The organism is Bradyrhizobium sp. AUGA SZCCT0182, from assembly GCF_018130185.1.
Lineage (GTDB): Bacteria > Pseudomonadota > Alphaproteobacteria > Rhizobiales > Xanthobacteraceae > Bradyrhizobium.
Window position 1 is genome coordinate 371,656 of sequence record NZ_JAFCLY010000002.1, and the last position, 25,376, is coordinate 397,031.

General features: G+C 62.5%; 23 protein-coding genes. 5 read left to right on the forward strand and 18 right to left on the reverse strand.

Annotation, left to right across the window (positions count from 1 at the left end):
- Positions 1-21 precede the first annotated feature (21 nt).
- Positions 22-1,299, forward strand: coding sequence for a beta-ketoacyl-ACP synthase (locus JQ611_RS04115; protein ID WP_212268898.1), 1,278 nt, complete (start codon positions 22-24; stop codon positions 1,297-1,299).
- Positions 1,300-1,381: 82 nt separating this feature from the next.
- Positions 1,382-2,317 (forward strand): lipid A biosynthesis lauroyl acyltransferase, encoded by a 936-nt coding sequence (locus JQ611_RS04120; RefSeq protein ID WP_212268899.1) that lies wholly within the window; start codon positions 1,382-1,384, stop codon positions 2,315-2,317.
- A gap of 604 nt (positions 2,318-2,921) precedes the next feature.
- On the opposite strand, the gene JQ611_RS04125 is transcribed toward JQ611_RS04120, so the two are convergent.
- The 5 genes from JQ611_RS04125 to JQ611_RS04145 all read right to left on the reverse strand — a co-directional run bounded on the left by JQ611_RS04125 (position 2,922) and on the right by JQ611_RS04145 (position 7,243).
- Complete coding sequence (locus JQ611_RS04125; protein WP_283816723.1) at positions 2,922-3,842, reverse strand: threonine/serine dehydratase; 921 nt, start codon at positions 3,840-3,842, stop codon at positions 2,922-2,924.
- A 143-nt stretch (positions 3,843-3,985) separates the two neighbouring features.
- A complete protein-coding gene (locus JQ611_RS04130) occupies positions 3,986-5,092 on the reverse strand; it encodes a polyamine ABC transporter substrate-binding protein (RefSeq protein ID WP_212464595.1) in 1,107 nt (368 codons plus the stop codon).
- 5 nt (positions 5,093-5,097) lie between these two features.
- Positions 5,098-6,267, reverse strand: a complete 1,170-nt coding sequence (locus JQ611_RS04135; protein ID WP_192740427.1) for an aminotransferase — start codon at positions 6,265-6,267, stop codon at positions 5,098-5,100.
- Positions 6,268-6,292: 25 nt separating this feature from the next.
- The gene (locus JQ611_RS04140; RefSeq protein ID WP_312011860.1) at positions 6,293-6,622 is read right to left on the reverse strand and encodes a rhodanese-like domain-containing protein; all 330 of its coding nucleotides are present in this window, start codon (positions 6,620-6,622) and stop codon (positions 6,293-6,295) included.
- A gap of 168 nt (positions 6,623-6,790) precedes the next feature.
- A complete protein-coding gene (locus JQ611_RS04145) occupies positions 6,791-7,243 on the reverse strand; it encodes a GNAT family N-acetyltransferase (protein WP_212268903.1) in 453 nt (150 codons plus the stop codon).
- A 263-nt stretch (positions 7,244-7,506) separates the two neighbouring features.
- On the opposite strand from JQ611_RS04145, the gene JQ611_RS04150 reads away from it, so the two are divergent.
- Complete coding sequence (locus JQ611_RS04150) at positions 7,507-8,010, forward strand: hypothetical protein (protein WP_212464596.1); 504 nt, start codon at positions 7,507-7,509, stop codon at positions 8,008-8,010.
- Positions 8,011-8,181: 171 nt separating this feature from the next.
- Here JQ611_RS04150 and JQ611_RS04155 read toward each other — a convergent pair whose 3' ends face one another.
- The 9 genes from JQ611_RS04155 to JQ611_RS04195 all read right to left on the reverse strand — a co-directional run bounded on the left by JQ611_RS04155 (position 8,182) and on the right by JQ611_RS04195 (position 19,920).
- Positions 8,182-10,113: a potassium transporter Kup gene (locus JQ611_RS04155; protein ID WP_212464597.1), complete on the reverse strand. Its 1,932-nt coding sequence runs from the start codon at positions 10,111-10,113 to the stop codon at positions 8,182-8,184.
- Between the two features lie 153 nt (positions 10,114-10,266).
- Positions 10,267-12,165, reverse strand: coding sequence for a potassium transporter Kup (locus JQ611_RS04160; RefSeq protein WP_212268906.1), 1,899 nt, complete (start codon positions 12,163-12,165; stop codon positions 10,267-10,269).
- Positions 12,166-12,325: 160 nt separating this feature from the next.
- Positions 12,326-13,153, reverse strand: a complete 828-nt coding sequence (locus tag JQ611_RS04165) for a flagellar motor protein MotB (protein ID WP_212268907.1) — start codon at positions 13,151-13,153, stop codon at positions 12,326-12,328.
- A gap of 33 nt (positions 13,154-13,186) precedes the next feature.
- The gene (locus JQ611_RS04170) at positions 13,187-13,960 is read right to left on the reverse strand and encodes a motility protein A (protein ID WP_212031723.1); all 774 of its coding nucleotides are present in this window, start codon (positions 13,958-13,960) and stop codon (positions 13,187-13,189) included.
- Between the two features lie 296 nt (positions 13,961-14,256).
- Complete coding sequence (locus tag JQ611_RS04175; RefSeq protein WP_212269534.1) at positions 14,257-15,225, reverse strand: tripartite tricarboxylate transporter substrate-binding protein; 969 nt, start codon at positions 15,223-15,225, stop codon at positions 14,257-14,259.
- Between the two features lie 157 nt (positions 15,226-15,382).
- Positions 15,383-16,150: an RraA family protein gene (locus JQ611_RS04180; protein WP_249132889.1), complete on the reverse strand. Its 768-nt coding sequence runs from the start codon at positions 16,148-16,150 to the stop codon at positions 15,383-15,385.
- A 97-nt stretch (positions 16,151-16,247) separates the two neighbouring features.
- Positions 16,248-17,132, reverse strand: coding sequence for a phosphatidylcholine/phosphatidylserine synthase (locus JQ611_RS04185; protein WP_212269532.1), 885 nt, complete (start codon positions 17,130-17,132; stop codon positions 16,248-16,250).
- Positions 17,133-17,211: 79 nt separating this feature from the next.
- On the reverse strand, positions 17,212-17,916 hold the full coding sequence (locus JQ611_RS04190; RefSeq protein ID WP_212269531.1) for a phosphatidylserine decarboxylase: 705 nt from the start codon (positions 17,914-17,916) through the stop codon (positions 17,212-17,214).
- A gap of 57 nt (positions 17,917-17,973) precedes the next feature.
- Positions 17,974-19,920 (reverse strand): ABC transporter ATP-binding protein/permease, encoded by a 1,947-nt coding sequence (locus JQ611_RS04195; protein WP_212464598.1) that lies wholly within the window; start codon positions 19,918-19,920, stop codon positions 17,974-17,976.
- A gap of 213 nt (positions 19,921-20,133) precedes the next feature.
- Between JQ611_RS04195 and JQ611_RS04200 the strand changes: the two genes are divergently transcribed.
- Positions 20,134-20,739, forward strand: a complete 606-nt coding sequence (locus JQ611_RS04200; protein WP_212269529.1) for a TIGR00730 family Rossman fold protein — start codon at positions 20,134-20,136, stop codon at positions 20,737-20,739.
- A gap of 21 nt (positions 20,740-20,760) precedes the next feature.
- Entirely contained in the window at positions 20,761-21,162 is a 402-nt protein-coding gene (locus tag JQ611_RS04205) for a RidA family protein (protein ID WP_212269528.1), read from the forward strand.
- Positions 21,163-21,207: 45 nt separating this feature from the next.
- Here the strand turns inward: JQ611_RS04205 and JQ611_RS04210 are convergent, their stop codons facing one another.
- From JQ611_RS04210 to cysS, 4 genes are all read right to left on the reverse strand, one after another.
- Positions 21,208-21,585, reverse strand: coding sequence for a VOC family protein (locus JQ611_RS04210; protein ID WP_212269527.1), 378 nt, complete (start codon positions 21,583-21,585; stop codon positions 21,208-21,210).
- Between the two features lie 112 nt (positions 21,586-21,697).
- Positions 21,698-23,296, reverse strand: a complete 1,599-nt coding sequence (gene cimA, locus JQ611_RS04215) for a citramalate synthase (RefSeq protein WP_212269526.1) — start codon at positions 23,294-23,296, stop codon at positions 21,698-21,700.
- A complete protein-coding gene (locus JQ611_RS04220; RefSeq protein ID WP_212269525.1) occupies positions 23,293-23,802 on the reverse strand; it encodes a GNAT family N-acetyltransferase in 510 nt (169 codons plus the stop codon). Before JQ611_RS04220 ends, cimA begins: the two co-directional genes overlap by 4 nt.
- 117 nt (positions 23,803-23,919) lie before the next feature.
- Positions 23,920-25,335 (reverse strand): cysteine--tRNA ligase, encoded by a 1,416-nt coding sequence (gene cysS, locus JQ611_RS04225; protein WP_212269524.1) that lies wholly within the window; start codon positions 25,333-25,335, stop codon positions 23,920-23,922.
- Positions 25,336-25,376: the final 41 nt, after the last annotated feature.

Here is a 25,376-nt window from a genome sequence, read left to right on the forward strand (position 1 = left end):
CGCAGCATCGACGGGGGAAACATGTCAGCACCACGCGATAAATTCGGCAGGCCGATCGTCGTCGTCACCGGCATGGGCGTCGTGACGTCGCTTGGCGCCGGCAAGAAGGACAACTGGACCAGGCTGACCGCGGGCGAATCCGGCATTCGCACCGTGACGCGCTTTCCGATCGACGGCCTGAAGTCGACGATGGCGGGCACCGTCGACTTCGTCAGTGTCGATCCCGTCTCCTCGACGGGACTGACCGAGCAGCTGGCTAAACTGGCGACCGAGGAAGCGCTCGAACAAGCCGCCATCGGCGGCAAGGCCGACTTCCCCGGGCCGCTGTTCCTGGCGGTGGCGCCCGTCGAGGTCGAGTGGCCGCAGCGGCTGGAACTCGGACGCGCGATCGGAAAGACCGATTTCGGTTATGAGGACATGCTGCGCGTCAGCGGCGGCGGCCGGTTCTCGGCGTTCCATCACCGTTTCATGTTCGGCTCGGTGGCAAGCCATCTGGCCGAGACGTACGGCACCAAGGGCTCGCCGATCTCGCTCTCCACCGCATGCGCATCCGGCGCGACCGCGATCCAGCTCGGCGTTGAAGCGATCCGCCGCGGCGACGCCGATGCCGCCCTGTGCGTGGCGACCGACGGCTCGGTCAATCCGGAAGCCCTGGTACGGTTCTCGCTGCTGTCGGCGCTCTCGACGCAGAACGATCCGCCGCAAGCAGCTTCAAAACCATTCTCGAAGAACCGCGACGGTTTCGTCATGGCGGAAGGCGCCGGCGCGATGGTGCTGGAAAGCTATGAGTCCGCAATGGCGCGGGGCGCAAGGATATTGGGCGTCGTCGCCGGCTGCGGCGAACTGACCGACTCCTTCCACCGCACCCGCTCCAGCCCGGATGGCAAGCCGATCATCGGCTGCATGCGCAAGACGCTGGCGGATGCCGGCCTCGAGCCGGAGCAGATCGACCATATCAACGCGCATGGCACCGCGACGCCGGAAAACGACAAGATGGAGTACAACACCACCGCCGTCGTGTTCGGCGATCATCTGCCGAAGATCCCGGTGTCGTCGAACAAGTCGATGGTCGGGCACACGATTTCAGCCGCCGGCGCGGTCGAGGCCGTGTTCTCGCTGCTGACGCTCGAGCATCAGCGGATTCCGCCGACCATCAACTACGAGGTTCCGGATCCGGCCATTTTGTTCGACGTGGTCGCCAACCAAGCGCGCGACGCCCGCGTCACCGCCGTGATGTCCAACTCTTTCGGATTCGGCGGGCAGAATGCCTCGCTGATCCTGACGCGTGAACCGGCCTAGCAGCCGCGTGGCCTCTTGTTTTGACGCGTTTTCTTGACGCGAACCGGGATCCACTTCGCTTGAAAACGCTATCGTAGTCCCCATGAACCGCCTGCTCCTACGCACCAAGGCGCGCCTGCGCGACGCCGCCAAGCCGGCCACGGAAGCCGCCGTGGGCGCGCTGACGATCGCCCTGCTGCGCACCACGCGCTATTTCGATCCGGACAAGACTGCCAATTTCTTCGGCCGCGTCACGCGCTTCATCGGCCGCAGGCTGCGTGAGGACCGGATCGGCCGCGAGAACCTCACGGCTGCCTTCCCGGAAAAATCACCGGAAGAGATCGAGAAGATCCTGGCCGGCGTCTGGGACAATCTCGGCCGCATCGGCGCCGAATTTGCCCATCTCGATCACATCTGGGATTACGACGTCGATCGTCCGGACAAGCCGAGCCGGGTCGAGTTCGGCGCGCGGACCAAGCAGATCTTCGATCAGCTCAGGGACGACGGCAAGCCCGCCATCATCTTCGCGAGCCATCTCGGCAATTGGGAGATACCGGCGCTCGGCGCCGTCGCGCACGGGCTCGATTGCGCGATCCTGTTCCGGCGGCCCAACAGCGAATCGGCCGATCGCGCGATCGAGCGGATCCGCGCCGTCAAAATGGGCACGTTGATCCCGGCCGGCCGTGAGGCGCCGCTCAAGCTCGCCGAAGCGCTGCAGAACAACCAGCACGTCGCGATGCTGGTCGATCAGTATTTGACCAACGGCGTCGACGTCACCTTCTTCGGCCGCAAGACCAAGGCCAATCCGACGCTGGCCCGCCTGGTGCGCCAGGTCGAATGCCCGATCCATGGCGTGCGCATCATCCGCCTGCCCAACCATCGCTTCCGCGCCGAACTCTCCGAAGAGGTCAAGCCAGTGCGCGATGCATCGGGGCAGATCGACATCGCCGGCACGATGCAGGCCGTGACCTCTGTCATCGAGGGCTGGGTGCGCGAGTATCCGGACCAGTGGCTGTGGCTGCACCGAAGGTGGCGGTAGCGCCTCTCTGGTAGCCCGGATATGAGCCAACGGGTCGCGCGAATGCGCGCCCGATGACAGGCTCCGCGATATCCAGGACCGGTCTCAGCGGTGTCCCCGGATATCTCTTCACTCATCCGGGCTGCAGGCCGGCTTAGCCGCCGAACACCAAGCCGAGGTTCCACGCCTTCATCGCGACGGTCGCCCCCAGGACAAGGATGATCTGCAGCAGCGTGCGCGTTGAAAAGAACGTGAGGATGTTGGTCATGTGATGCTCCCGGCGGCAGCTATAGAATCTGCCTCGGGTTCCGGCAACAGTAGCGCACGAACATCCGGGATCTTACGGTGGTGCTTGCATCTGCTGGGGAACGGGTAACGCGTCGGCCCGCGTCAACACCGTCGTCGATGAGGTTTGCGCGGGACGCAAATAACTCCCGGCACCAGCCATACTCGTAATCATCGATACACCCTTCCGCAGCGACAAGGGTGGCAGCAATCATTGTGCCAAGCTGAAATGCCTGAAACGGCTGGTGTCCTGTCCGCGAAAGGAGTTTCACACCGGAAAATCTTGCCGACAACGGCATGTATTTCCACGCGCGTGTATCCCGTCCATTACCGACGGCACCTACACGTTTCCTCCGCAAGCAATGACCCACACGCGCGAATGCTCGCTGTCGACGGCGCCTGCGAGGACCGCTCCCATCGCCAACGCTCCGCTCGGCTCCGCCCGAATGCCGCATGTCTCGTGGAGCAGCGTCATTGCACCCTGCACAAGCTCGTCGTCGACCGCGCACACCCGGACGTTCGACCGTTCCAGGATTTCGAATGCGCGCGTCCCGATCTGACGCGAGCGCAGCGCATCGCATATCGTATCCCCTGAAGGTTCGATCCGGACCGGCATCCCCGCTTCGCGTGCCCGGGCATATCGCCGGTGGGTGGCCGGCTCGACAACATAGATCGCAGCGGAAATAGATCGCGACCGCAGGGCAAGCGCCACACCCGCAGCCAGTCCGCCACCGCCGCAGGCCACGACCACCGCATCGGAAGCAGTACTCCTCGCCTCAATGGCAGCTGCCACCTCAGAACCAAGCGTATAGCTTCCCGCAATCATCTCGATGTCGTCGAAGGCATGCAGGTTACGCCAACCGCGTCCTCGCGCTTCCGCCTGCGCACGTGCAGTCAACTCGGACCGCTCGGCGATCTTTATCTCAGCTCCGGTTTTCCGCGCCTGTTCTCGTTTGAAATCCGGTGCGTCGCTGGGCATCATCAGACAGGCTGGTTTGTCGAGCACCTGAGCCGCCAAACCAACCGCGATTGGAAAGTTTCCTGCTCCGGCAGCAACAACACCTCGCTCGGCGTTTCTTAACCCAAGTACGGCACCACGAAACTTGAACGATCCGCTACGTTGAACGGTCTCGTCCTTGACGTGGATCATCCGCCCAACCCGCGCGTCCAGCACGGGCGAGGATCGCACAGGAGTCTCTAAGACTTGGCGAGCAATGAATTGGAGATCGCCGGGGGAAGGAACGACCAACGGACCAGGCATTTTCGACTTAGCGGCAAATGCGAATGAACATCGCCGCTTATCAGGCAGATTCACATATCTGTCTAATCAGCTGTTGTGACGGTCCGACTTTTCTCGTGACTGCTGACCTGGAATATTTCGCCGCGCGATCGTGCCGATAGATCCTACTTCCCGGTCTTCACCCGAGTCCAAAGCCGGTTGATGATGCGCTGGGTCGCGGGATCGCGGGCGTTGATCACGAACAGCTTTTTCTGGATCGCCTCATCCGGATAGATGTTCTTGTCGCCCAGGATTTTGGGATCGACCAGCTTCTGGCTCGCCAGATTGCCGTTGGCGTAGGACAGGAAATTCGAATTCTTGGCGGCGACCTCCGGCCGGTAGAGATAGTCGATCAGCTGATAGGCTTCCGTCACGTTCCTGGCGTCGGCCGGGATCGCGAGATTGTCGAAGAACATCTGCGCGCCTTCCTTCGGGATGGTGTAGCCGATCTCGACATCGTTCCTGGCCTCCGCCGCCCGGCTGCGCGCCTGCATGATGTCGCCCGACCATCCGACCACGAAGCAGATTTCACCTGACGCCAGCGCGCCCAGATATTCCGACGAGTGAAACTTGCGGACATAGGGCCTGATCCTGGTAACGAGATCGGCGGCCTTTTCCAGATCGGCTTGCTTGGTCGAGTTCGGATCGATGCCGAGATAGCTCAGCGCCGCGGGCAGAATGTCGTCGGCGGAATCCAGCATGTGGATGCCGCAATCCTTGAATTTTGCGAGGTTCTCCGGCTTGAAGACGATATCCCAGCTGTCGATTTTGGCGTCAGCGCCCAAAATCTTCTGCGCCGTTTTGACGTTGTAGCCGATCCCGGTGGTGCCCCACATGAAATTGGCGCCGTAATTATTGCCGGGATCGTAGGTCGCGAGTTGCTTCGTCACCACCGGCCAGGCGTTGGCGAGGTTGGGCAGTTTCGACTTGTCGAGCTTGAGGAAAACCTTTGCCGTGATCTGGCGCTGCAGGAAATAGCCGGTGGGAACGACGACGTCGTAACCGGATTTTCCAGCGAGCAGCCGTGTCTCCAGCGTCTCGTTGGCGTCGAAGGTGTCGTAAGTTACCTTGATGCCGGTTTCCTTGGTGAAATCCTCCAGCACGCCAGGCGCCATGTAGTTCGACCAATTGTAGAAATTGACCGTGCGCTCTTCGGCTCGCGCCGGCGACAACAACAGGATCGCGGCAACCGCGCCAATGAAACCAACAACATTGCGGGTCCGGTCGTGCATCTCGTCTACCTCTTCCGGCGATGCACCGCGTCCGACAAACGCTCCAGCGCCGTGTCCAGGGTGGCGTCCTTCTTGGAGAAACAGAAACGCACAACCGACGTCACGGCATCCTGTTCGTAGAAGGCCGACACCGGGATCGCGGCGACCTTGTAGTCGTTCACGATGCGATGGCAAAACTGCACGTCGGTCTCGTTGAGTCCGAGCGGCGACAGGTCGACGGTCAGGAAATAAGTGCCTTGTGATTTGAGGACGGGAAAGCCGATGCTCTCGAGCCCCTTCGTCAGGCGATCCCTGCTCCGCGCCAGCTCCTTGCGCATGTCGTAAAAATACTCGGCCGGCTTGTCGAGACCGTAGGCGACGGCGGCCTGCAAATTGGGCGCGGTCGTGAAGGTGAGAAACTGGTGCACCTTCGCTGCCACGCGCAGCAGCGGTGGCGCGGCGCAGACGAAGCCGATCTTCCACCCCGTCAGCGAAAAGATCTTGCCGGCGCTGCCGACCTTGATGGTGCGGTCGCGCATGCCCGGGATCGTGATCAGCGGGATATGCTCGCGGCCGTCGAAGGTGACATGCTCCCAAACCTCGTCGCAGATCGCGATGGTGTCGAACTCCTGGCAAAACCGCGCCAGCAATTCGAGGTCCTCGCGCGGATAGACTACGGCGGCCGGATTGAGCGGGTTGTTGAACAACACCGCCTTGGTCTTGTGATTGAAGACGCTGCGCAGCATCTCCTCGCTGAGCCGCCAGTCCGGCGGCTCGAGGCGCAACAGCCGCGGGATGCCGCCGGCCTGCCGGATGATGGGCAGGTAGCTGTCATAGACCGGCTGGAAGCAGACGACCTCATCGCCGGGCTCGACGACGGCAAGAATGGAAGACGTCAACGCCTCGGTGCCGCCCGACGTCACCATCACTTCGCTCATCGGATCAAGCGAGAGGCCGTGCCAGCGTCCATAGTGAGACGCGATCGCCTGCCGCAGTTCCGGAATGCCCATCATCGACGGGTATTGGTTATAGCCGTTGATCGACGCGTCGGCGGCGGCGCGCCTGATATCCTCAGGCCCGGGATCATCAGGAAAACCCTGGCCGAGATTGATGGCGTTGTTGTCGCGCGCGGCTTGCGACATCGCCTCGAAGACGGTGACGGGAAGGTCGGCGAAGACCTTGTTCATGGAGGTCATTTTTTCAAAGCAGTCCCTGGAAAAATCAACCGCCGGCCTTGGTCTGCAATCCCGCAGCCTTCCAGCCAATGATGCCGCCCGCCAAATGCTTGTCGTAGGGAAGCCCCGCGGCCTGCGCCGCCAGCGACGCCGTCACCGAGCGCTTGCCGGAACGGCAGGCGAAAACCACCTGCTTGCCCTTGGGGTCCGGAATGGCCGCCGGATCGAACGACTGCAGCGGAACCACCACGCCGCCAGGATAGGCTTCCACGGCGACCTCATTCGGCTCGCGCACGTCGACGAGCAGATAGCGTCCCTCCGCCATCCCCTTTGCGACTTCTTCCGGCGTCAAATCGTGCACCTGATGGTCCGCCACGTAATATCCTCCCGACATCCTGCTTTGAGGGGTCCCGCCCGCCAGCCGGGCGCCAAAGTCGCCTCTGGCGCGGCGAAAATCAAGCGCTGCGAACGGTTTAATAGGCCACCGAAACGGGGTCACGCGGTCACCGCGCATGGCGCCATTTATTCTCTCGCGGCGGTCTTTTCAGGTCGAAAGTTGCCTTGCAATGGGCCAGGCACCGACCGGGGTTAGCGAACCGGTCACCCTGTAACCCCGCCGCAGATAGAACCCCATGGCATTTGGGCTGGCTTCCGCACGAACTGTCTCAAAGCCCCGTCCACGCATCAGTCCCTCGAGCCGGTCGAGTAACGCGGCACCGACGCCCTGCCCGGCATATTCGGGGGCCGTGTACAGCGACTCGAGAGTGTCGCCGCGGATGCCGCCCCACCCGGCCACCACACCTTCTGCCTCCGCAATCCATATTTCCTGTTCGCGAAGCTTCCGCTCCATGCCGGCGAGGTTGAGCTGGGCCGCCCACGCCTCGGCATTTGCGATCGACATTCCCCGCGGTGCCAGTTCAAGGATCGATCGGCGCCGTACCTCGAACAAACGGGGCGCGTCGTCGTGGGTTGCCAAGCGGTGAACGACTGCACCCATGTCGACTAGCGATCCTACAATGAGACGTGAAATACACCTATGTTCTTCCAGCGCGCGGACTCATGCAACCAAATGCAGCCTAATGCGAGCCGGCGAAACCGACGGCATTTCCGGGATTGGACCCGTGCCCAGACATACGGTGGAAATGCCAAAATCGACGCGATTGACCCAACTCGGACGTTACCCTGCCGGAACTATCGGCAAAAAACTGTTAGGAATTGCCAAATAGTCTTCTCGCGGTCTGTCGCAAAATGGGTAGCTCTGTGCGGAAAGTCGTTAGAGGCGCGCTGCTGGTCTGCCTTGTAGTAACGGCTGTCATAGCCGTACTGGTGGCATCACTGTCGCTCTGGACTTGGTTCAAGAGTGCTCAAGTTGAGAGCTTTTATCAAGAAAAGCGCCTACTTGGCGAAATGCGCGCCCGGCAAAAGAGCAGCACAAACGACTCCGCAGCAGCACGTGAGGCGCTATTGGAAGTAGTGCCATTAAGAACAGAAAGAGAAGCAGCCATCGCAGTGCTCCGCAGGGAGGGACTCGGCTGCCAGACTATCGCTGAGCCGATCACAGACACCCGGCTGCGGCAACGCTTTCCGGAGGCTCGTGGATCGACGAATATGCCGAACAGCGGTCGGACCAGAAAAGACTTTGTCGATTGTCAAACGACGACGCCCAACGTCCTTGGACACAAACAGTGGATCGTAGACTTGGAATTCGATGCCGATGGGCGGTTGAGCGAAGTAGGCGTCGCGATGTGGAACATTTCTTTCTAGCCGCTTGACACGAGAGCAAACACTTTTCTGCGTTGATGCCCCATAGAAGCTCTCTGCAATAGCGATGCGACGTCCGAGTTTGGCACTTTTCGGGCCTGGTGCGATGTCCAAGTTAAGTCCGTATCGCGCACAAAGCGGACGTCCGCCAATCTCGATATATGAGTTCACGTCCTAGATCGTCACCTGCGTTCCCACCTCGACCACGCGCCCGGTCGGGATCTGGAAATAATCGGTGGCGTCGTTGGAGCTGCGGCTGAGCGCGATGAACAAATGATCCTGCCAGCGCGGCATGCCCGAATGCGCAGCCGGCTTGAGCGCGCGGCGGGACAGGAAGAACGACGTCGCCATGATGTCGAACTGCCAGCCGAGCTTGCGGGCGAGCGCCAGCGTTCTCGGCACATTGGGCGATTCCATGAAGCCGAACCGCAGCGTCATCTTGGAGAAGGTCTCGCTCAGTTGCTCCATCCGGATCCGTTCGGAATCATCGATCCGCGGCGTCGGCGCGGTTTCGATGGTGAGAATGACGTTCTTTTCGTGCAGCACCTTGTAATGCTTCAGGCTGTGCATCAGCGCCGTCGGTGCGCTTTCGGGGTCGCTGGTCAGGAACACCGCCGTACCGGGGACCCGCTGCGGCGGCCGTTTTTCCAGCATCGCCGCCAGTTCGACCAGCGGGAATTCCAGCTTGCGCGATTTCTCGAACAACAGCCGGCTGCCGCGCCGCCACGTATACATCAGCAGCATCACGATGCCGCCCAGCGCCAGCGGCACCCAACCGCCCTCGAACACCTTCAGCAGATTGGCCGCAAGGAAGGTGAGATCGAGGAACAGGAACGGCGCGATCAGCGCAGCGGCCGCCACCGCCGACCATTTCCAGACCCGCCAGACCACGACAAAGCCCATCATCGCCGTGACCACCATGGTCCCGGTCACGGAAATCCCGTAGGCCGAGGCCAGAGCGCTGGAGGAGCGGAACAGCAGCACCAGCAGAATCACCGAAATGAACAGCAGCAGATTGATGCGCGGAATGTAGATCTGGCCGGAATGCGACTCCGAGGTATGGCGGATTTCAAACCGCGGCATCAGGCCGAGCTGGATCGCGGTGCGCGTCAGCGAATAGGCGCCGGTGATGACGGCCTGGCTCGCGATCACGGTCGCGAGCGTAGCAAGCGCCACCATCGGGATCAGCGCCCAATCCGGGAACATCAGGAAGAACGGGTTTTCGATGGTCTTGGGATCGCCGATCAGGAGCGCGCCCTGCCCCAGATAATTCAGCGCCAGCGACGGCAGCACGATGGAGAACCAGGCGGTCTGGATCGGCCGTTTGCCGAAATGGCCGAGATCGGCGTAGAGCGCTTCCGCGCCGGTAACGGCGAGAAACACCGCGCCAAGCGTCACGAAGCCGATCACGCCATGATGGGTCATGAAGGAAACCGCATGGAGCGGGTTGAGCGCCAGCAGCACTTCGGGATGGCGCATGATCTGCGGCAGAGCGGCAACGGCAATGACCGCGAACCAGACGCACATCACCGGCCCGAAGAACGTGGCGACCCGCGCGGTGCCGCGCGACTGAACCGCGAACAGCACGATCAGAATGATCACCGTGAGCGGCACGACATAGTGGTCGAATGTCGAAGTGACGAGCTTGATGCCTTCGATCGCCGACAGCACCGACAGCGCCGGCGTGATGACGGCATCGCCGTAAAACAACGCGCCGCTGATGATCCCGAGCAGCACGATCGCGGCGGCGCCCTTGCTGTTGCTGACGCCGCGCTGCGCCAGCGCCATCAGCGCCAGCGTTCCGCCTTCGCCGTTGTTGTCCGCACGCAGCAGGATGACGACGTATTTCAGCGTCACCACGACGACCAGCGCCCACAGGATCAGCGAGAGAACGCCGAGGACCGCCTGAGGATCGGCGCTGCTTGTGCTGCCGCTCGCCGCCACGATGGCCTCGCGCAGCGCGTAGAGCGGGCTGGTGCCGATGTCGCCATAGACCACGCCGATGCAGCCCAGCATCAGCGCCTTGAAGCCGGCGGTGCAGTGCGCTTCCCCATGCCCGTTGGCCGCGGGCGTTTCCGCCGCGGTAATCGCAATCTGGGATGACATCAGACGGGCCTCGGTTTTTGCCGCACTGCACAATCAGGAAGTGCAGGCCTATACTCCTGTCGTGAATGCATAGGTTAGCCTGAATTCAGGCCTCCGATATGCATTCAGCGCATGGGTTCCAGGAGGCTGGCGGACCGAAATTTCGTCAGGTAATCAGATAGTTACCTGAGTGCCGACCTCGACGACGCGTCCGGTCGGGATCTGGAAATAGTCGGTGGCATCGTTGGCCGACCGGCTCATCGCGATGAACAGGTGGTCCTGCCATTGTGGCATTCCCGACTGCGCCGAAGGCTTCAGCGAGCGCCGCGAGACGAAGAATGAGGTCGCCATGATGTCGAACTGCCAGCCGAGCTTGCGGGCGATCACCAGCGCCTTGGGCACGTTCGGCGATTCCATGAAGCCGAACCGCAGCCGCACGGTGGCGAATTTCTCGCTGATGGTCTCCATCTTGACGCGTTCGGCCGGATCGACGCGCGGCGTCTGTGCGGTCTCGATCGTCACGATCACATTGTGCTCGTGAAGCACCTTGTTGTGCTTGAGATTATGCAGCAGCGCCGTGGGCACGAAATTCGGATCGCTGGTCAAAAACACCGCAGTGCCCTTGACGATGTGCGGTGGACGCTTTTCGAGACTCTTGATCAGGTCGATCAGCGGCACCTCGATGCGCCTCGTCTTGGCGATCAGGATCGCTGCGCCGCGGCGCCAGGTCCAGATCATCACCGCCATCGCGACCCCGAACAGCAGCGGCACCCAGGCGCCTTCAAGCAGCTTCAACAGGTTGGCGGTGAAGAACGCCATATCAACAACTACGAGCGGCAGGATCAACGCGGCCGCTGTCGCCGCGCGCCAGTTCCACAATTTCCAGATCACGACAAAGCCCATGATGCCGTCGACGACCATGGTGGTGGAGACGGCGATGCCGTAGGCCGACGCCAATCCGCTCGAGGTGCGGAACAGCAGCACCAGCAGGATCACTCCCAGCAGCAGCATCCGGTTGACCCGCGGCAGGTAGATTTGCCCGGCATGGGTCTCGGAGGTGTAACGAACCTCGAACCGCGGCAACAGGCCGAGTTGCACCGCCTGCCGCACCAGCGAATAGGCGCCCGTGATCACCGCCTGGCTCGCGATCACCGTGGCCGCCGTCGCAAGCACCACCAGCGGCAGCAGCAGGATTTCGGGCGCCAGCCGGTAGAACGGGCTTACGATTGCCGCCGGATTGGACAGCACCAAGGCGCCCTGCCCGAAGTAATTGATCAGAAGCGCCGGCATCACCAGATAGAACCATCCGGCCTGAATCGGCTTGCGTCCAAAATGCCCGAGGTCCGCATAAAGCGCCTCGCCGCCGGTCACCGCCAGAAACACCAGGCCCAGCGTCACCAGTCCGATCATGCCGTGCGAAAGCACGAACTGGATCGCGTAATAGGGATTGATCGCCTGCAAAACGGTGGGATCGTCGCTGATGTGGATGAGGCCCAAAATCGTCAGCGTGGCGAACCAGACCACCATGACCGGTCCGAACGCCGACGCGACGCGCGCGGTGCCGCTGCTCTGCACCGAGAACAGCAGCACCAGAATGAAGATCGTCAGCGGCACCACATAATGGTCGAGCGCCGGCGCGACGAGCTTGAGACCTTCGACAGCCGACAAAACCGAAATCGCCGGCGTGATCATGGAATCGCCGATGAACATCGAGGCGCCGACGACGCCCAGCGCCATCAACACCCAGCTGCGCCGGCCCAGCGCCCGTTGACCGAGCGCCATCAGGGAGAGCGTGCCGCCCTCGCCATGATTGTCGGCGCGCAGCAGCAGCAGCACATATTTGGCGGTCACGACGATGAACAGCGACCACAGGATCAGGGAGAGTACGCCGAGCACGATCTCGCGCGACACCGGCCCGCCCGCTGCCGCATGGGTTACGGCTTCGCGGAATGCATACAGCGGCGACGTGCCGATGTCGCCGAACACCACGCCGATGCTGCCCAGTGTCAGGGCCCAAAAGCCTGAGGTGACCTGCCCCTCATGGGCCTCGGTGGATGTGGCGCTGACAGTCATGACGCGGGAAACACGCTCTCAATTATTTGATCCGGGCGGCTATCGACGCTTCTGCGTCGCCTGTCAATCATCGCCGAGCATAGCACCGCTGGGGATGCGGCACCCAAGCAAAGCAAATTTCATCACACTATTGGAGAGGTAAGATGGTAGTTGCGGCGAATTACGGCTTCAAACCGGGTGGAAGCGGTGGATTTTCGCGCATTAATGTGATGGTCACGCGACGGTTTGCCGGCAACGTCGGATCATCGGGAAACAGCGGTTGACTGTCGGCCTTGCCGGATACGGCAAAGACGTGCGATGGCGGCAGGCCTTCGCGCTCCAGAATCTGACGCACCGTGTTGGCGCGGTCGGCCGAAAGATCGAACGCGCCATAATCGCTTCGCGCCGGCAGGAAGCCTGCCGCCGTGTGGCCGACGATCGACAATCGCAGTGGCGTCGCCTTCAGCGGAACCGCGAGCTTCTGGATCAGCCGGCGGGTGCGGTCATGGGGCACCTTGGAGCCATCGGCAAACATCGACCGCCCTTCCTGATCGACGATCTCGAGATTGAGGCCTTGGCTGGTCTCCTCGAACATGATGTGCTTGGACATCTCGGTCAGTTCCGGCAGGTCCTGCAACGCCTGCCGCAACGACGCCGAAGCCAGCGCGAACTCACGATCGACCGTGATACGGGCGCCGCTTTCGCGGGAACGCTCCTTGTCGTCCGGGGTCGGCGTGGCGGAGGAGTCTTCCGGCGAAATGTGGGCGGTGTTCTTCATCTTCGGCCGCGTCGGCAGACCATCGGATTCGACGATGCCGGAATAGCGTACTTCGGTCTGCACGCCGAACGCTTCCCGCATCGAGCCGGCAACGATCTTCAGCTTGTCCTTGTCCTGGCTGGAGAACGCGACCAGCATCACGAAGAAGGCCAGCAGCAACGCCATCAGATCGGCAAACGTCACGAACCAGCCGTGACCGCCGTGTGCCTCTTCGCGTTTTTTCTTGGCCATGCTCTATATCCGCGCCTGGATGCTGCCGAAGGGTCAGGCCGGCGCCAGTTCGCCTTCCTCGTGGCGATGCTTTTCGGGCAGATAGGCCAGCAGCATCTCGCGCACCAGCGCCGGGCTCTTGGAATCCCGGATCATCAGGATGCCGTCGATGATCAGCGTGCGATTGGTCTCCTCGTCGAGCAGCTTGCCATGCAGCTTGTCGGCGATCGGCAGACAGATCAGGTTTGCGACCAGCGCGCCGTAGAGCGTTGCCAGCAAGGCGACCGCCATGAAGGGACCGAGTTTCGAAGGATCCTGCATGTTCGAGAACATCTGCACCATGCCGAGCAGCGTGCCGATCATGCCGAACGCCGGCGCGCAGTCGCCGATGGCGCGATATATCTTCGAACCTTCGTTCAGGTGCATCAAAAAATTGTCGCGATCGCGCTCGAGGTTGTCGCGGATGAATTCGAGATCGTAACCGTCGGCGACGTAGCGGATTCCCTTGGCGAGGAACGGCTCGTTGGTATCGACCTTTTCTAACCCGACCGGACCCTGCTTGCGGGCGATTTCGGCGATACGCGCGAGTTCATCGACCAGGTCGCGCGCCGACAGACGGCTCATCGTGAAAGCGAATTTGGCGCCGAGCGGCATGCCATGCAGGATCGCGCTGAGCGGAAACCGGATCAGCGTCGCCGCGAACGAGCCGCCGAAAATGATGATGACGGCGTGGATGTCGTAGAACATCCGGAAATCGCCACCCATCAAAATCAGCGTGCACAGCACGATGGCGCCGGCGACCAGGCCAATTAGCGTGGTGATATCCATTCTGAACTCCGACGCGTACGCGAACGACCTGCCCGTCCTGGACGGTGGCGCGCCCCATAGGGGGCCGCGCCAATTGAACCCTACGTCGGCGCTGTTAAAGACGCGTAAAGGTTAAGCGCGGCTGTGCCGTACAATTGCGAGGGCCGACGTCCCGGGCGCAGGAATCCGTCAAAATATCGGCGCCATTTGCCGGATCAAGGGCCCTGGCGCGATCGCAACCTTTCGCTAACCATAATGCGCCGGCAACCGCGGACCGCAGGGGCAGTCCATTCAATCGATCAACTCGCTCGGTCAGTTCACTGCGCCTGTACGCCGATGCCGGCGGATTTGATGATCGGCCACCATTTGTCAATCTCGGCCTTCTGGAATGCGGCCAGTCCTTCCGGCGTCTGCTGTGCGCGCGGGGCGACGTCGAGCCCCAGCTCGGTAAAGCGTTTCTGGATCGCCGGATCGGCAAGCGCCTCGACGGTTGCCGCGTTGAGCTTGGCAATGATGTCCTTTGGCGTTCCCTTCGGCGCCCAGAAGCCGAACCAGCCCGACATATAAAGTCCGGGCACGCCGGTCTCGTCCGCCGTCGGGATATCAGGCATCGAGGCGGAGCGCGCCACCGACAGATTGGCCAGCGCCTTGATCGCGCCGGCGCGGATTTGCGGCAGCGCCACCGCACCCTGCACAACCAGAAGATCCACCGTACCCGCGACGAGATCGGTCATCGCCGGTCCTGCGCCGCGATAGGGAATGAACTGCACCTTCTGCCGGGTCAGCTTCTCAAACATGACGCCGGTGACATTGGCGGCCGCGTTCTGGTTGACGAAATTGATCTTGTCGGGATTGGCCTTCATCCAGGTCACGAGTTCGCCAAGCGTGTTCGCCGGCAGATCTTTCTTGGCGACCATCAGCTGGGGGTTGTTGGAGATCAGCGCGATCGGCTCGAAATCCTTTTCCAGATCATAGTCGAGCTTGTAGATGATGCTGCCGACATGGGTGTCCCATTGACCGATGTCGAAGGTGTAACCATCCGGTGCCGCGCGGGCGACACGACCGACGCCGATGCTGCCGCCGGCACCGCCGACATTTTCGATCACGATCGACTGCCCGAGCGTTGCGCGCATCCGCTCGGCCATGATCCGGGCGGCGGCGTCGGTGGATCCGCCCGGCGGAAAGGGAACGACGAGCGTGATGGGCCGCGACGGATAGGTTTGCGCCTCGACCTCCGCGACGCCGGCAATGACAAGCAATGACAGCGCCGCCCAAAAGGCTCTCATGACGTTTCCCCTCGCTTGTTGATGACCCCGGCTTTTTGCCGGTGGCTTGTTGTCGCTAGAGCGTTTTCAAGCGAAGTGGACACCGGTTCGCATCAAGAAAACGCGTCAAAACAAAAGGCTAGAGCCCGGTTCTGATTCAATCAGAACCGAACCGGCTCTAGTGAATCTCGGCCGACCGCTTCAAAGCCTCTTTCAGTTTCTCGAGCGTGAAGTCCGGGCTGCGCGCAATATCGAGGATTGGCGTCTCCCGGCGGCCGCAGAGTTCGGCGGCGTCCGGAATCTTGGCGGCGATATCGATCGGAATCACGATCGCCCCATGCTGGTCGGCATGGATCAGATCATCGGAATGCACCGTCATGCCGGCGACGCGCACTTCGCCGCCAAAACTCTCGGCATGCACCCAGGCGTGCGACGGACCAATCGATCCGGCCAGCGCCTGGAAGCCCGGCGCCCATTGCGGGATGTCCCTGATAGAACCATCGGTGATGACGCCGAGGCAGCCGAGCGCCTTGTGCACGTTGCTCTGCACTTCGCCCCAGAACGCACCATAGCCGACGTCGGCGCCGTCGATATCCTGGATCACGGTGATGCGCGGGCCAAAGCCGGTGCCGACATATTCATAATAGGCGATGCGGCGCCTTGCCTGCTCATCGGCCGGAAGGTCGGACTTGAGCACCGAGCGGATCGACACGGTACGGGCATAGCCGACCATCGGCGGCAGATTGGGAAACGGGCAGACCAGCGGCTTGGTGGTATAGCCGATCAGCCGGCGCTCAGGCGCCACGATCTCCATCGCATTGCAGATCGTCGGCGTGTCGTAGCGGGCCAACGCTTCAAGCACGGAAGCCGGTAGCGGGGCGGAAGCGGACTGGGTCACTGCGTTTCTCTCCTGATTTTTGGGCCGGAATTCTGGACAGCCGGACATCGTAAGCCCTATAGCCGAGATTGGGGTCGAACCCAACTCGGCCAGCGCTCATGGCAGATATAACGGAAGGCTCGTATCCGGAGGTCTTGCAGGCGGCTCAGTTCAGCCGCGCCGGCCGGTCGTCATGCTCGGCGTCGGCCGGAGCCGCCGGGAATACGGTTGCCGGACCGGCGGGTGCCGCGGCATCGGTGGTCGCGGCCGCCAGCGCGGCAGCGGCGTTTCGCTCGTGATCGCGATAGGTTTTCCAGCCCCACGGCAGGCTCAACAGATACAGCACCGTCCCGACCGAGAGAATGTACCAGGGATAGCTCACGAGCAGCGCGATGAAGAACACCACCGAAACGAAAACCGGCAGCACCATTTCCGGCGGCACGCGCATGCGCACGGTCTTGCCGGAAAGCACCGGCAGCCGCGACACCATCAGGAATCCGATCAGCAGCGTATAGAACGCGGTCAGTATGGCCGGCGGCTGCGGGACGCCCAAAAAGACCAGATAGATCGGCAGCATCACGGTCAGCGCACCGAGTGGCGCCGGAACGCCGGTGAAATAATTTGCCGCGAACGCGGGCTTGTTCGGATCGTCGATGCTGGCGTTGAACCGCGCCAGCCGCAGGCCGCCTGAGATCGCATACACCATGGCCGCGATCCAGCCGCCATTGCCGAGTTCATGCAACTGCCAGAAATACAGCATCAGGCCGGGCGTGACACCGAAATTGACGAAGTCCGCGAGGCTGTCGAGTTCGGCACCGAATTTCGACTGGCCCTTGATCATGCGCGCGACGCGGCCATCGACCCCGTCCAGCACCGCCGCGAAAACGATCGCGGCAACTGCGAGCTCCATGCGGCCTTCGATCGACAGCCGGATCGCCGTCAGCCCGGCGCAGATCGCCAGCAACGTGATGAAGTTCGGCACCAGCATCCGGATCGGAATCGGACGAAACCGGCGGCGGCGCATTTCCGGAGATTTGGGATCGGGTATCATCATGGCTCGCCAATATATAGCAAGCGCCAGCCTGCACCGCCATTGTGGCGGCCGGCAGGCGCCTCAGCCATTCGGATGGTTAATCGGCGCGGAAGGTCCGCCCCTGCTCGCTGGCGCCGCCGAGATCGGCCAGCACGGTCTCGCCGGCGACCGCGGTTTGGCCCTCGGAAACCAGCGATTTGCCGCCTTCGGGCAAATAGACGTCGAGCCGCGAGCCGAACCGGATCAGGCCGAACCGCTCGCCGGCGCCGATCGTCTGCCCCTCGCGCACGAACGAGACAATACGTCGCGCCACCAGGCCTGCGATCTGGACCACGCCGATGCGGCCATGGCTGGCGGTCGAGATCACCAGCGAGTTGCGCTCATTGTCTTCGCTGGCCTTGTCGAGCTCGGCATTGATGAAGGTGCCGGGCCGGTAGGCAATACGGTCGATCCGGCCTGCCACCGGACTGCGATTCACGTGGCAGTTGAACACGCTCATGAAGATCGAGATGCGCAGCAGCGGCCGGTCGCCGAGACCAAGCTCGGCCGGCGGCAACACCTGAGAGATCATCGAGACCCGTCCGTCGGCCGGCGACACCACAACGCCTTCGCGTACCGGGGTGACGCGCACGGGGTCGCGGAAGAACAGCGCGCACCATACCGTCAGGATCGTGCCGATCCAGCCGAGCGGCGTCCAGATCCAGAACAGGACCAGGCTTGCAAGCGCAAAGCCGCCGATGAAGGGATAGCCCTCGGGATGGATCGGCGGGATTTGCGCGCGGATGGAATTGGCAATCGACATCAAGGCTCACTATTGGCTGGCCCGGTCCCGTTCTTTCGGGATCGAGCTGTATTTCAATTATTCCGCAGCGGTGACCAGAGGATCCTGGACCGGCGGCGGGGTGCGGTTGGGCGCCTCGTTGTCGTCGTCGATCTGCGCGAGCTTCTCCCGCGCCTCCTCGGCTTCGCGCTGCCTGTTCCACATACTGGCATAAAGTCCGCCGGAAGCCAAAAGCCGGGCATGCGTGCCGCGCTCGGCAATGCGGCCCTGATCCAGCACGATAATTTCGTCGGCGCCGACGATGGTCGAGAGCCGATGCGCGATCACCAGCGAGGTGCGGCCGCGCGAGACGCGCTCGAGCGATTCCTGGATTTCATGCTCGGTATGACTATCGAGCGCCGAGGTCGCCTCATCGAGCACCAGGATCGGCGGCGCCTTCAACACGGTGCGCGCGATCGCGACGCGCTGTTTCTCGCCGCCGGACAATTTCAGTCCGCGTTCGCCGACCTGGGTCTCATATCCCAGCGGAGACATCCGGATGAAGCTGTCGATCTGCGCCAGTTGCGCGGCCTCCTCCACCTCCGCATCGCTGGCGTCCCAGCGGCCGTAGCGGATGTTGTAGCGGATGGTGTCGTTGAACAGCACGGTATCCTGCGGCACCATGCCGATCGAGGCGCGCAGCGACGCCTGGGTGACGTTCCTGATGTCCTGGCCGTCGATCAGGATCTGACCGCCGGAAACGTCGTAAAGGCGGAACAGCAGCCGCGAGATCGTCGACTTGCCCGCCCCCGAGGGCCCGACGATCGCAACCGTCTTGCCCGCCGGCACCTCGAAGCTGAGGCCTTTCAGGATCGGACGCTCGGGGTCATAGGCAAACCGCACGTCTTCGAAACGCACATTGCCCGAACCGACCACCAGCGGCACGGCGCCCGGGATATCCTTGATTTCAGGGTTGCGCGACAACACGCTGAACATCTTCTCGATGTCGATCACCGCCTGCTTGATCTCGCGATAGACCATGCCCATGAAATTGAGCGGCTGGTACAACTGGATCATCATGGCGTTGACCATGACGAAGTCACCGACGGTGTTGGTACCGTTGCGCACGCCGATCGCGCACATCAGCATGGTCGCGGTGAGACCGAGCGTGAAGATGACCGCCTGCCCGGTGTTGAGCACCGCGAGCGACGTGTAGGTCTTCACGCTGTTGTGCTCGTAGCGCTCCATCGAGCGGTCGTAGCGCGCGGCCTCGCGCTGCTCGGCGCTGAAATATTTTACGGTCTCGTAGTTGAGCAGCGAGTCGATCGCCTTGGTGTTCGCCTCGGTGTCGGAATCGTTCATCTTGCGGCGGATCTCGATCCGCCATTCGGTCGCGATGTAGGTGTAGTACATATAGATCACGACCGTGACCGCGGTGACCAGCACGTAGCGCCAGTCGAACTGCCACAGCAGCACCGCCATCAACAGCGACACCTCGACGATGGTCGGGATCAGTTGCAGGATCACCATCCGCACGATCACTTCGATGCCGGTGCGGCCGCGCTCCAGCACGCGGGTCAGTCCCCCGGTCTTGCGCTCGAGGTGGAAGCGCAGCGACAGCTCGTGCATGTGTACGAAGGTGATGTTGGCGAGCTTGCGTACCGCATGCATCGCAACGCGCGCGAAGATGCCGTCGCGCCACTGCGTCAGCACCGCCATCAGCACCCGCACCGCGCCGTAGCTTGCGGTCATCAGCAAGGGTGACGCGATCAACCACAGCGTCCAGTTCGACGGTTCCACCGGCGCACTGCCGTGGCCGTTGAGCGCGTCGATCGCCCATTTGAAGGTGAAGGGCACCGTCAGCGTCGCGAGCTTCGCGACCAGCAGCAGCACCATCGACCAGACCACGCGCATTTTCAGGTCGGCGCGGTCGCCGGGCCAGATATAGGGCCACAGATGCGCCAGCGTCCCGATCAGGGTCGCCTTTTCGAGGGAGGAGCTATCGGGCAGTGGCGCTTCGTCGGCTCGCGAATCAGTGTCGGCCATGGATCAAGCGCCCAAAAGTCTGATGGCGCGCCCGTTCGCCGTTACATGGTTTCCATTGATCGTCATTCTGCTCGTCATATAGAGCGTTTAAACGCCGCGTACAGCCTTGAAAGGCAAAACTTTCTCCGGTTTGCCCGCATTTCGGGTTCAAAACCACTGTGGCAGTATAATCTCGGACTTGAGCTTTCTACGCTGCAGTGCCACATAAATTACATGAACCAAATCAAAACCGTCTGCGTCTATTGCGGCTCCGGCTCCGGCTCGAACCCCCGTTTCGTGGAAGCTGCGATCGCGCTGGGCAAGGTGTTCGCCGAGAACAGTATCCGCCTCGTCTATGGCGGCGGATCGGTGGGCCTGATGGGCGCGGTTGCCAAATCCGTGCTGGATCACGGTGGCACCGTTACCGGGATCATTCCGGATTTTCTCGCCAACCGCGAGCGCATGAATCCGAACCTTACCGAACTGGTCGTCACGCCTGACATGCACGAGCGCAAGCGGCTGATGTTCGAACGCTCCGACGCATTCGTCGCCCTTCCCGGCGGCGTCGGCACGTTGGAGGAACTGGTCGAGCAGATGACCTGGCAACAGCTCGGCCGGCACACCAAACCGGTGTTGCTCGCCAACATCGACGATTTCTGGGAGCCGCTGATCGCGTTGCTGACGCATATGCGCGCCAATCAGTTCATCCGCCCTGCCCTGGACGTCGAGGTCCTGAAGGCCGAACGCGTCGAGGACGTCCTGCCTCGCCTGCGCGCCGCCGCAGCCCTTGCGCCCGCGGGCACCCAGGAGATGGCGCCGGACGTCGCGCGACGGCTGTAAGTAGGTAGAAGGATTCCGGGCATGAGCACGCTGGAGCACCCTCGCCCGCAAGGACTGCTGCACAATGCGGCCTTCTCGCAAGTCGTCGCAGCCACCGGGACGCGCACGATCTACACGGCGGGACAGGTGTCGATCGATGAGCGCGGCGAACTGGTCGGCGCCGGGGATCTGGCCGCGCAAACCGAACAGGTGATGCGCAATGTCGGGCTCGCCCTTGCCGCGGCCGGCGCCGACTTCGGCGACGTCGTGAAGATCACCACCTATGTCGTGAACTACAAACCCGAGCATCGGGCCATCGTCGGCAAAGCGCGGGCACCGTTCTTCGCGAAAGGTACGCCACCGGCGAGCACGCTCGTCGGGGTATCCGCGCTCGCACTGCCCGAGTGGCTGGTCGAGATCGAGGCCGTCGCAGTCGTCGACTGAGCTGACGGAGCTTCGTCGCTATCGCTGCCTGGCTTCCGATCATTGCTACAAATCGGGAAACGTCACCGCCTCGATGCGGTTGCCGTCGGGATCGATCACAAACGCCGCATAGTATTTCACGCGGTCGTGCGGACGCAAGCCCGGCGCGCCGTCGGAGCGGCCGCCTGCGCTGAGCGCCGCGGCGTGAAACGCATCGACCGCATCAGTTGACCGCGCGCGAAGGCAGATGTGGACGCCGCTCTCCGGCGCGACCGGCGGCATGCCGGCACGCAGGTTGATCCAGAATTCGGGATAGGTTTTGCCGAAGCCGATTGTTGCCGGGCGCGTCACCAGCCGTGACAGGCCGAGCGCGGCCAGTGTCGGTTCATAGAAGCGCGCCGCGCGTTCGAGATCGGCAACGCCGACGGAGACGTGATCGAGCATGCGGCACCTTCTATCGATCGCCCGTAGCCCGGATGAGCGCAGCGACATCCGGGATCAACAATAAACGTCAGTCCCGGATTTCGCTGCGCTCATCCGGGCTACATTCTTGGCCTCACACCGGCGCGCCTGATTTCACCAGCTTGTAGACCACCGAATCCATCAGCGCCTGGAACGATGCGTCGATGATGTTGGGCGAGACGCCGACCGTGATCCAGCTATCACCGTTTTCATCCTCGCTCTCGATCAGCACCCGCGTCACCGCCTCCGTACCACCATTGAGGATACGGACGCGGTAGTCGATCAGTCTCAGGCCTTCGATGTATTTCTGGTATTTGCCGAGGTCCTTGCGCAGCGCGACGTCGAGCGCGTTGACGGGGCCGTTGCCCTCCGCGGCCGATATCAGCCGCTCGCCGGCGACATCGACCTTTACCACCGCGAGCGCCACCGTGACGCGCTGGCCGTTGGAATTGTAGCGCTGCTCGACATTGACGTCGAACTGCTCGACCCGGAAATATTCCGGCACCCGCCCAAGCGTACGCCGCGCCAACAGATCGAACGACGCATTGGCGGATTCGTAGGCGTAACCGGCCGCCTCGCGCTCCTTCAGCTCCTCGACCAGCCGCGCCAGCTTCGGATCGCTCTTCTCGTAAGGGATGCCGGCACGATCCAGTTCAGCCATCACATTGGAACGGCCGGCCTGATCGGACACCAGCACCTTGCGATGGTTGCCGACCAGTTCGGGCAGCACGTGCTCATAGGTGTGCGGGTCCTTCATGACAGCGGAGGCGTGGATGCCGGTCTTGGTCACGAAGGCGCTTTCGCCGACATAGGCGGCGTGGCGGTTCGGCGCGCGGTTCAGCATGTCGTCGAGCGTCCGCGACACCTTCATCAAGGTTGCCATCTTTTCATCGGTGACGCCGATCTCGAAGGCGTCCGAAAATTCGTTCTTCAGGCGCAAGGTCGGGATCAGCGAACAGAGATTGGCATTGCCGCAGCGCTCGCCGAGCCCGTTCAGCGTGCCCTGGATCTGCCGCACCCCGGCGCGCACCGCCGCGAGCGAGTTGGCGACCGCCTGCTCGGTGTCGTTATGGGCGTGGATGCCGACATTACCGCCGGGAATGAGCTTGATCACGTCGCCGACGATGGTCTCGACTTCATGCGGCATGGTACCGCCATTGGTGTCGCACAGCACGACCCAGCGCGCGCCGGACTCATAAGCCGCCTTGGCGCAGGCCAGCGCGAACTCGGAATTCTCCTTGTAGCCATCGAAGAAGTGCTCGCAATCCACCATCACCTCGCGGCCGGCGGCCTTGGCGGCACTCACGCTGTCGCGGATCGAGGCGAGGTTCTCTTCGTTCGTGGTTTCGAGCGCGACGCGCACCTGGTAGGCGGAGGCTTTCGCGACAAAGCAGATCGCATCCGCCTTGGCCTCGATCAGTGCCGCCAGCCCCGGATCGTTCGAAGCCGAGCGGCCCGGACGCCGCGTCATGCCGAACGCGGTAAAGCGCGCATGGTCGAGCTTCGGCTTGGTGGCAAAGAACTCGGTATCGGTCGGATTGGCGCCGGGATAGCCGCCTTCGACATAATCGATGCCAAGCTCGTCGAGCATGCCGGCGATGATCTGCTTGTCATGCAGCGTGAAGTCGACGCCGTTGGTCTGCGCGCCATCTCGCAGCGTGGTGTCGAACAGATAAAGGCGTTCGCGGCTCATTGTGGCGCTCCCGGCGCGGCCTCGGCCAGCGTCTTCTGCATCGTGGTATTGGCGAGCCATTCACCGTTGATGGTGACGGTGTTGCGCTGCATGGCGACGTAACCGCGCTTCAGGAAGAATTCCTGCGCGTTGTCGCTGACGTCAACGGTAAGAATCCTGGCGCCGCGCGCACCGGCAAGCTTTTCCAGCGCATCGCACAGCATGGCGCCGACGCCCTGCCCCACCGCGCTGGGGTGCACGAAGAGCATCTCGATGTGATCGGCGCCCTTCAGGGAGGCAAACCCGACCGGCGAATTCTGCAGCGTCGCGATCAGGGTCAATTCACCGGCCCGCTTCTTGCCGAATTGTTCCTCATCATCGGCCGCCGACGCCCAGGCCTCCTGCTGCGCCTCGCTGTAATCGTCGCCGGTCAATTCCTGGATCGCGGCAACGAAGATCGCCGCCACAACAGGGGTATCCGCCGCAAGAAACGGCCGTAGTGCGGGTTTGGGCAACGACTGTCCCATCGCGTCAAAATACTCCGAACAATCTCAGCACGAGCACGACCGCCGCAACGATGACAGCCCATTTGATGAAGATGTAGTAGCGCCAGTGCTTTGGGAAAGGCGTGTCGGGCTTGTCCATCACGCGATCTCCCAGGTGGTCACAGGTTTGCCATCGGCGTCCTTGCCGTCCTTGATGACAACGCCCATCGCGGCGAGCTCGTCGCGGATCCGATCGGACTCCTTGAAGTCCTTTCGCGCCCGCGCGGCGGCGCGGTCAACGATCAGCCGATCGACCTGCGCTGCATCGATGCCGCTCGCCTGCTGCTTCCGACCTTTCCAGTCTGCCGCACTCACGGACAGGAAACCGAGCAGCCGAAGGGACGCGGCGAACTCGCTTCGTTCGCGATCGCCACCGGACGCCGCTGCGTTGCGCAGGCCGTGCAAAACCGCCATGGCCTGCGCCGTGTTGAGGTCATCATAGAGGGCTTCGGTCAGGGCCGGCGACGGCTCACCGGCGTCGGCGTCGGCTGCGACGGCGTACCAATCATCCAGCGTCCTGGCACTTTCTTCCGCCCCTTTGGTGGTCCAGTCGAGCGGCGACCGGTAATGCGTCTTGAGCATGCTCAAGCGCAGCACCTCGCCCGGCCAATCGGCCAGCATCTCGCGGATCGTGAAGAAGTTGCCGAGCGACTTCGACATCTTCTCGCTCTCGAGCTGCAGGAATCCGTTGTGCATCCAGACCTCAGCCATGCGGTCGGAATGAAAGGCGCAGCAGGTCTGCGCCAGTTCATTCTCATGGTGCGGAAACACCAGGTCGATGCCGCCGCCATGGATGTCGAATTTCTCGCCGAGATGTTTCCAGGCCATCGCCGAGCACTCGATGTGCCAGCCCGGGCGACCTTCCACGGTGATACCGGCCGGCGACGGCCACGACGGCTCGCCCGGTTTGGACGGCTTCCACAGCACGAAGTCGGTGTTGTCGCGCTTGTAGGGCGCGACGTCGACGCGGGCGCCCGCGATCATCTCGTCGAGCGAGCGCCTCGACAATGCGCCATAGCGCGGCATCACCGAATTTGCGGCATTCATGGCCTGCGGCGAGAACAGCACGTGGTCTTCGGCGGCATAGGCAAAGCCGCCGGCAACCAGCTTCTCGATGATCGCCCGCATCTCCGGGATATGCTCGGTCGCACGCGGCTGCACGGTCGGGGCCAAGCAGCCGAGTGCCGTGACGTCGTCCTGATACTGCTGATAGGTGGTTTCCGTGACCTTGCGGATCGCCTCGTTCAGCGGCACGCCGGGATAGTCGCGCGCGGCGCGCACGTTGATCTTGTCGTCGACGTCGGTGATGTTGCGTACATAGGTCACATGATCAGCGCCATAGCGATGGCGCAACACGCGAAACAGCACGTCGAACACGATCGCGGCGCGACCGTTGCCGATATGGGCGAAGTCATAGACCGTCGGTCCGCAGGCATACATGCGGACGTTATTGGAATCGAGCGGCGTGAACGGCCGCTTCTCCTTGGTCAACGTATCGTAGAGTCGTAATTGCATGGGTATCCCGTACCTTACGGCCGGGCGTCCAGTGATCTCAT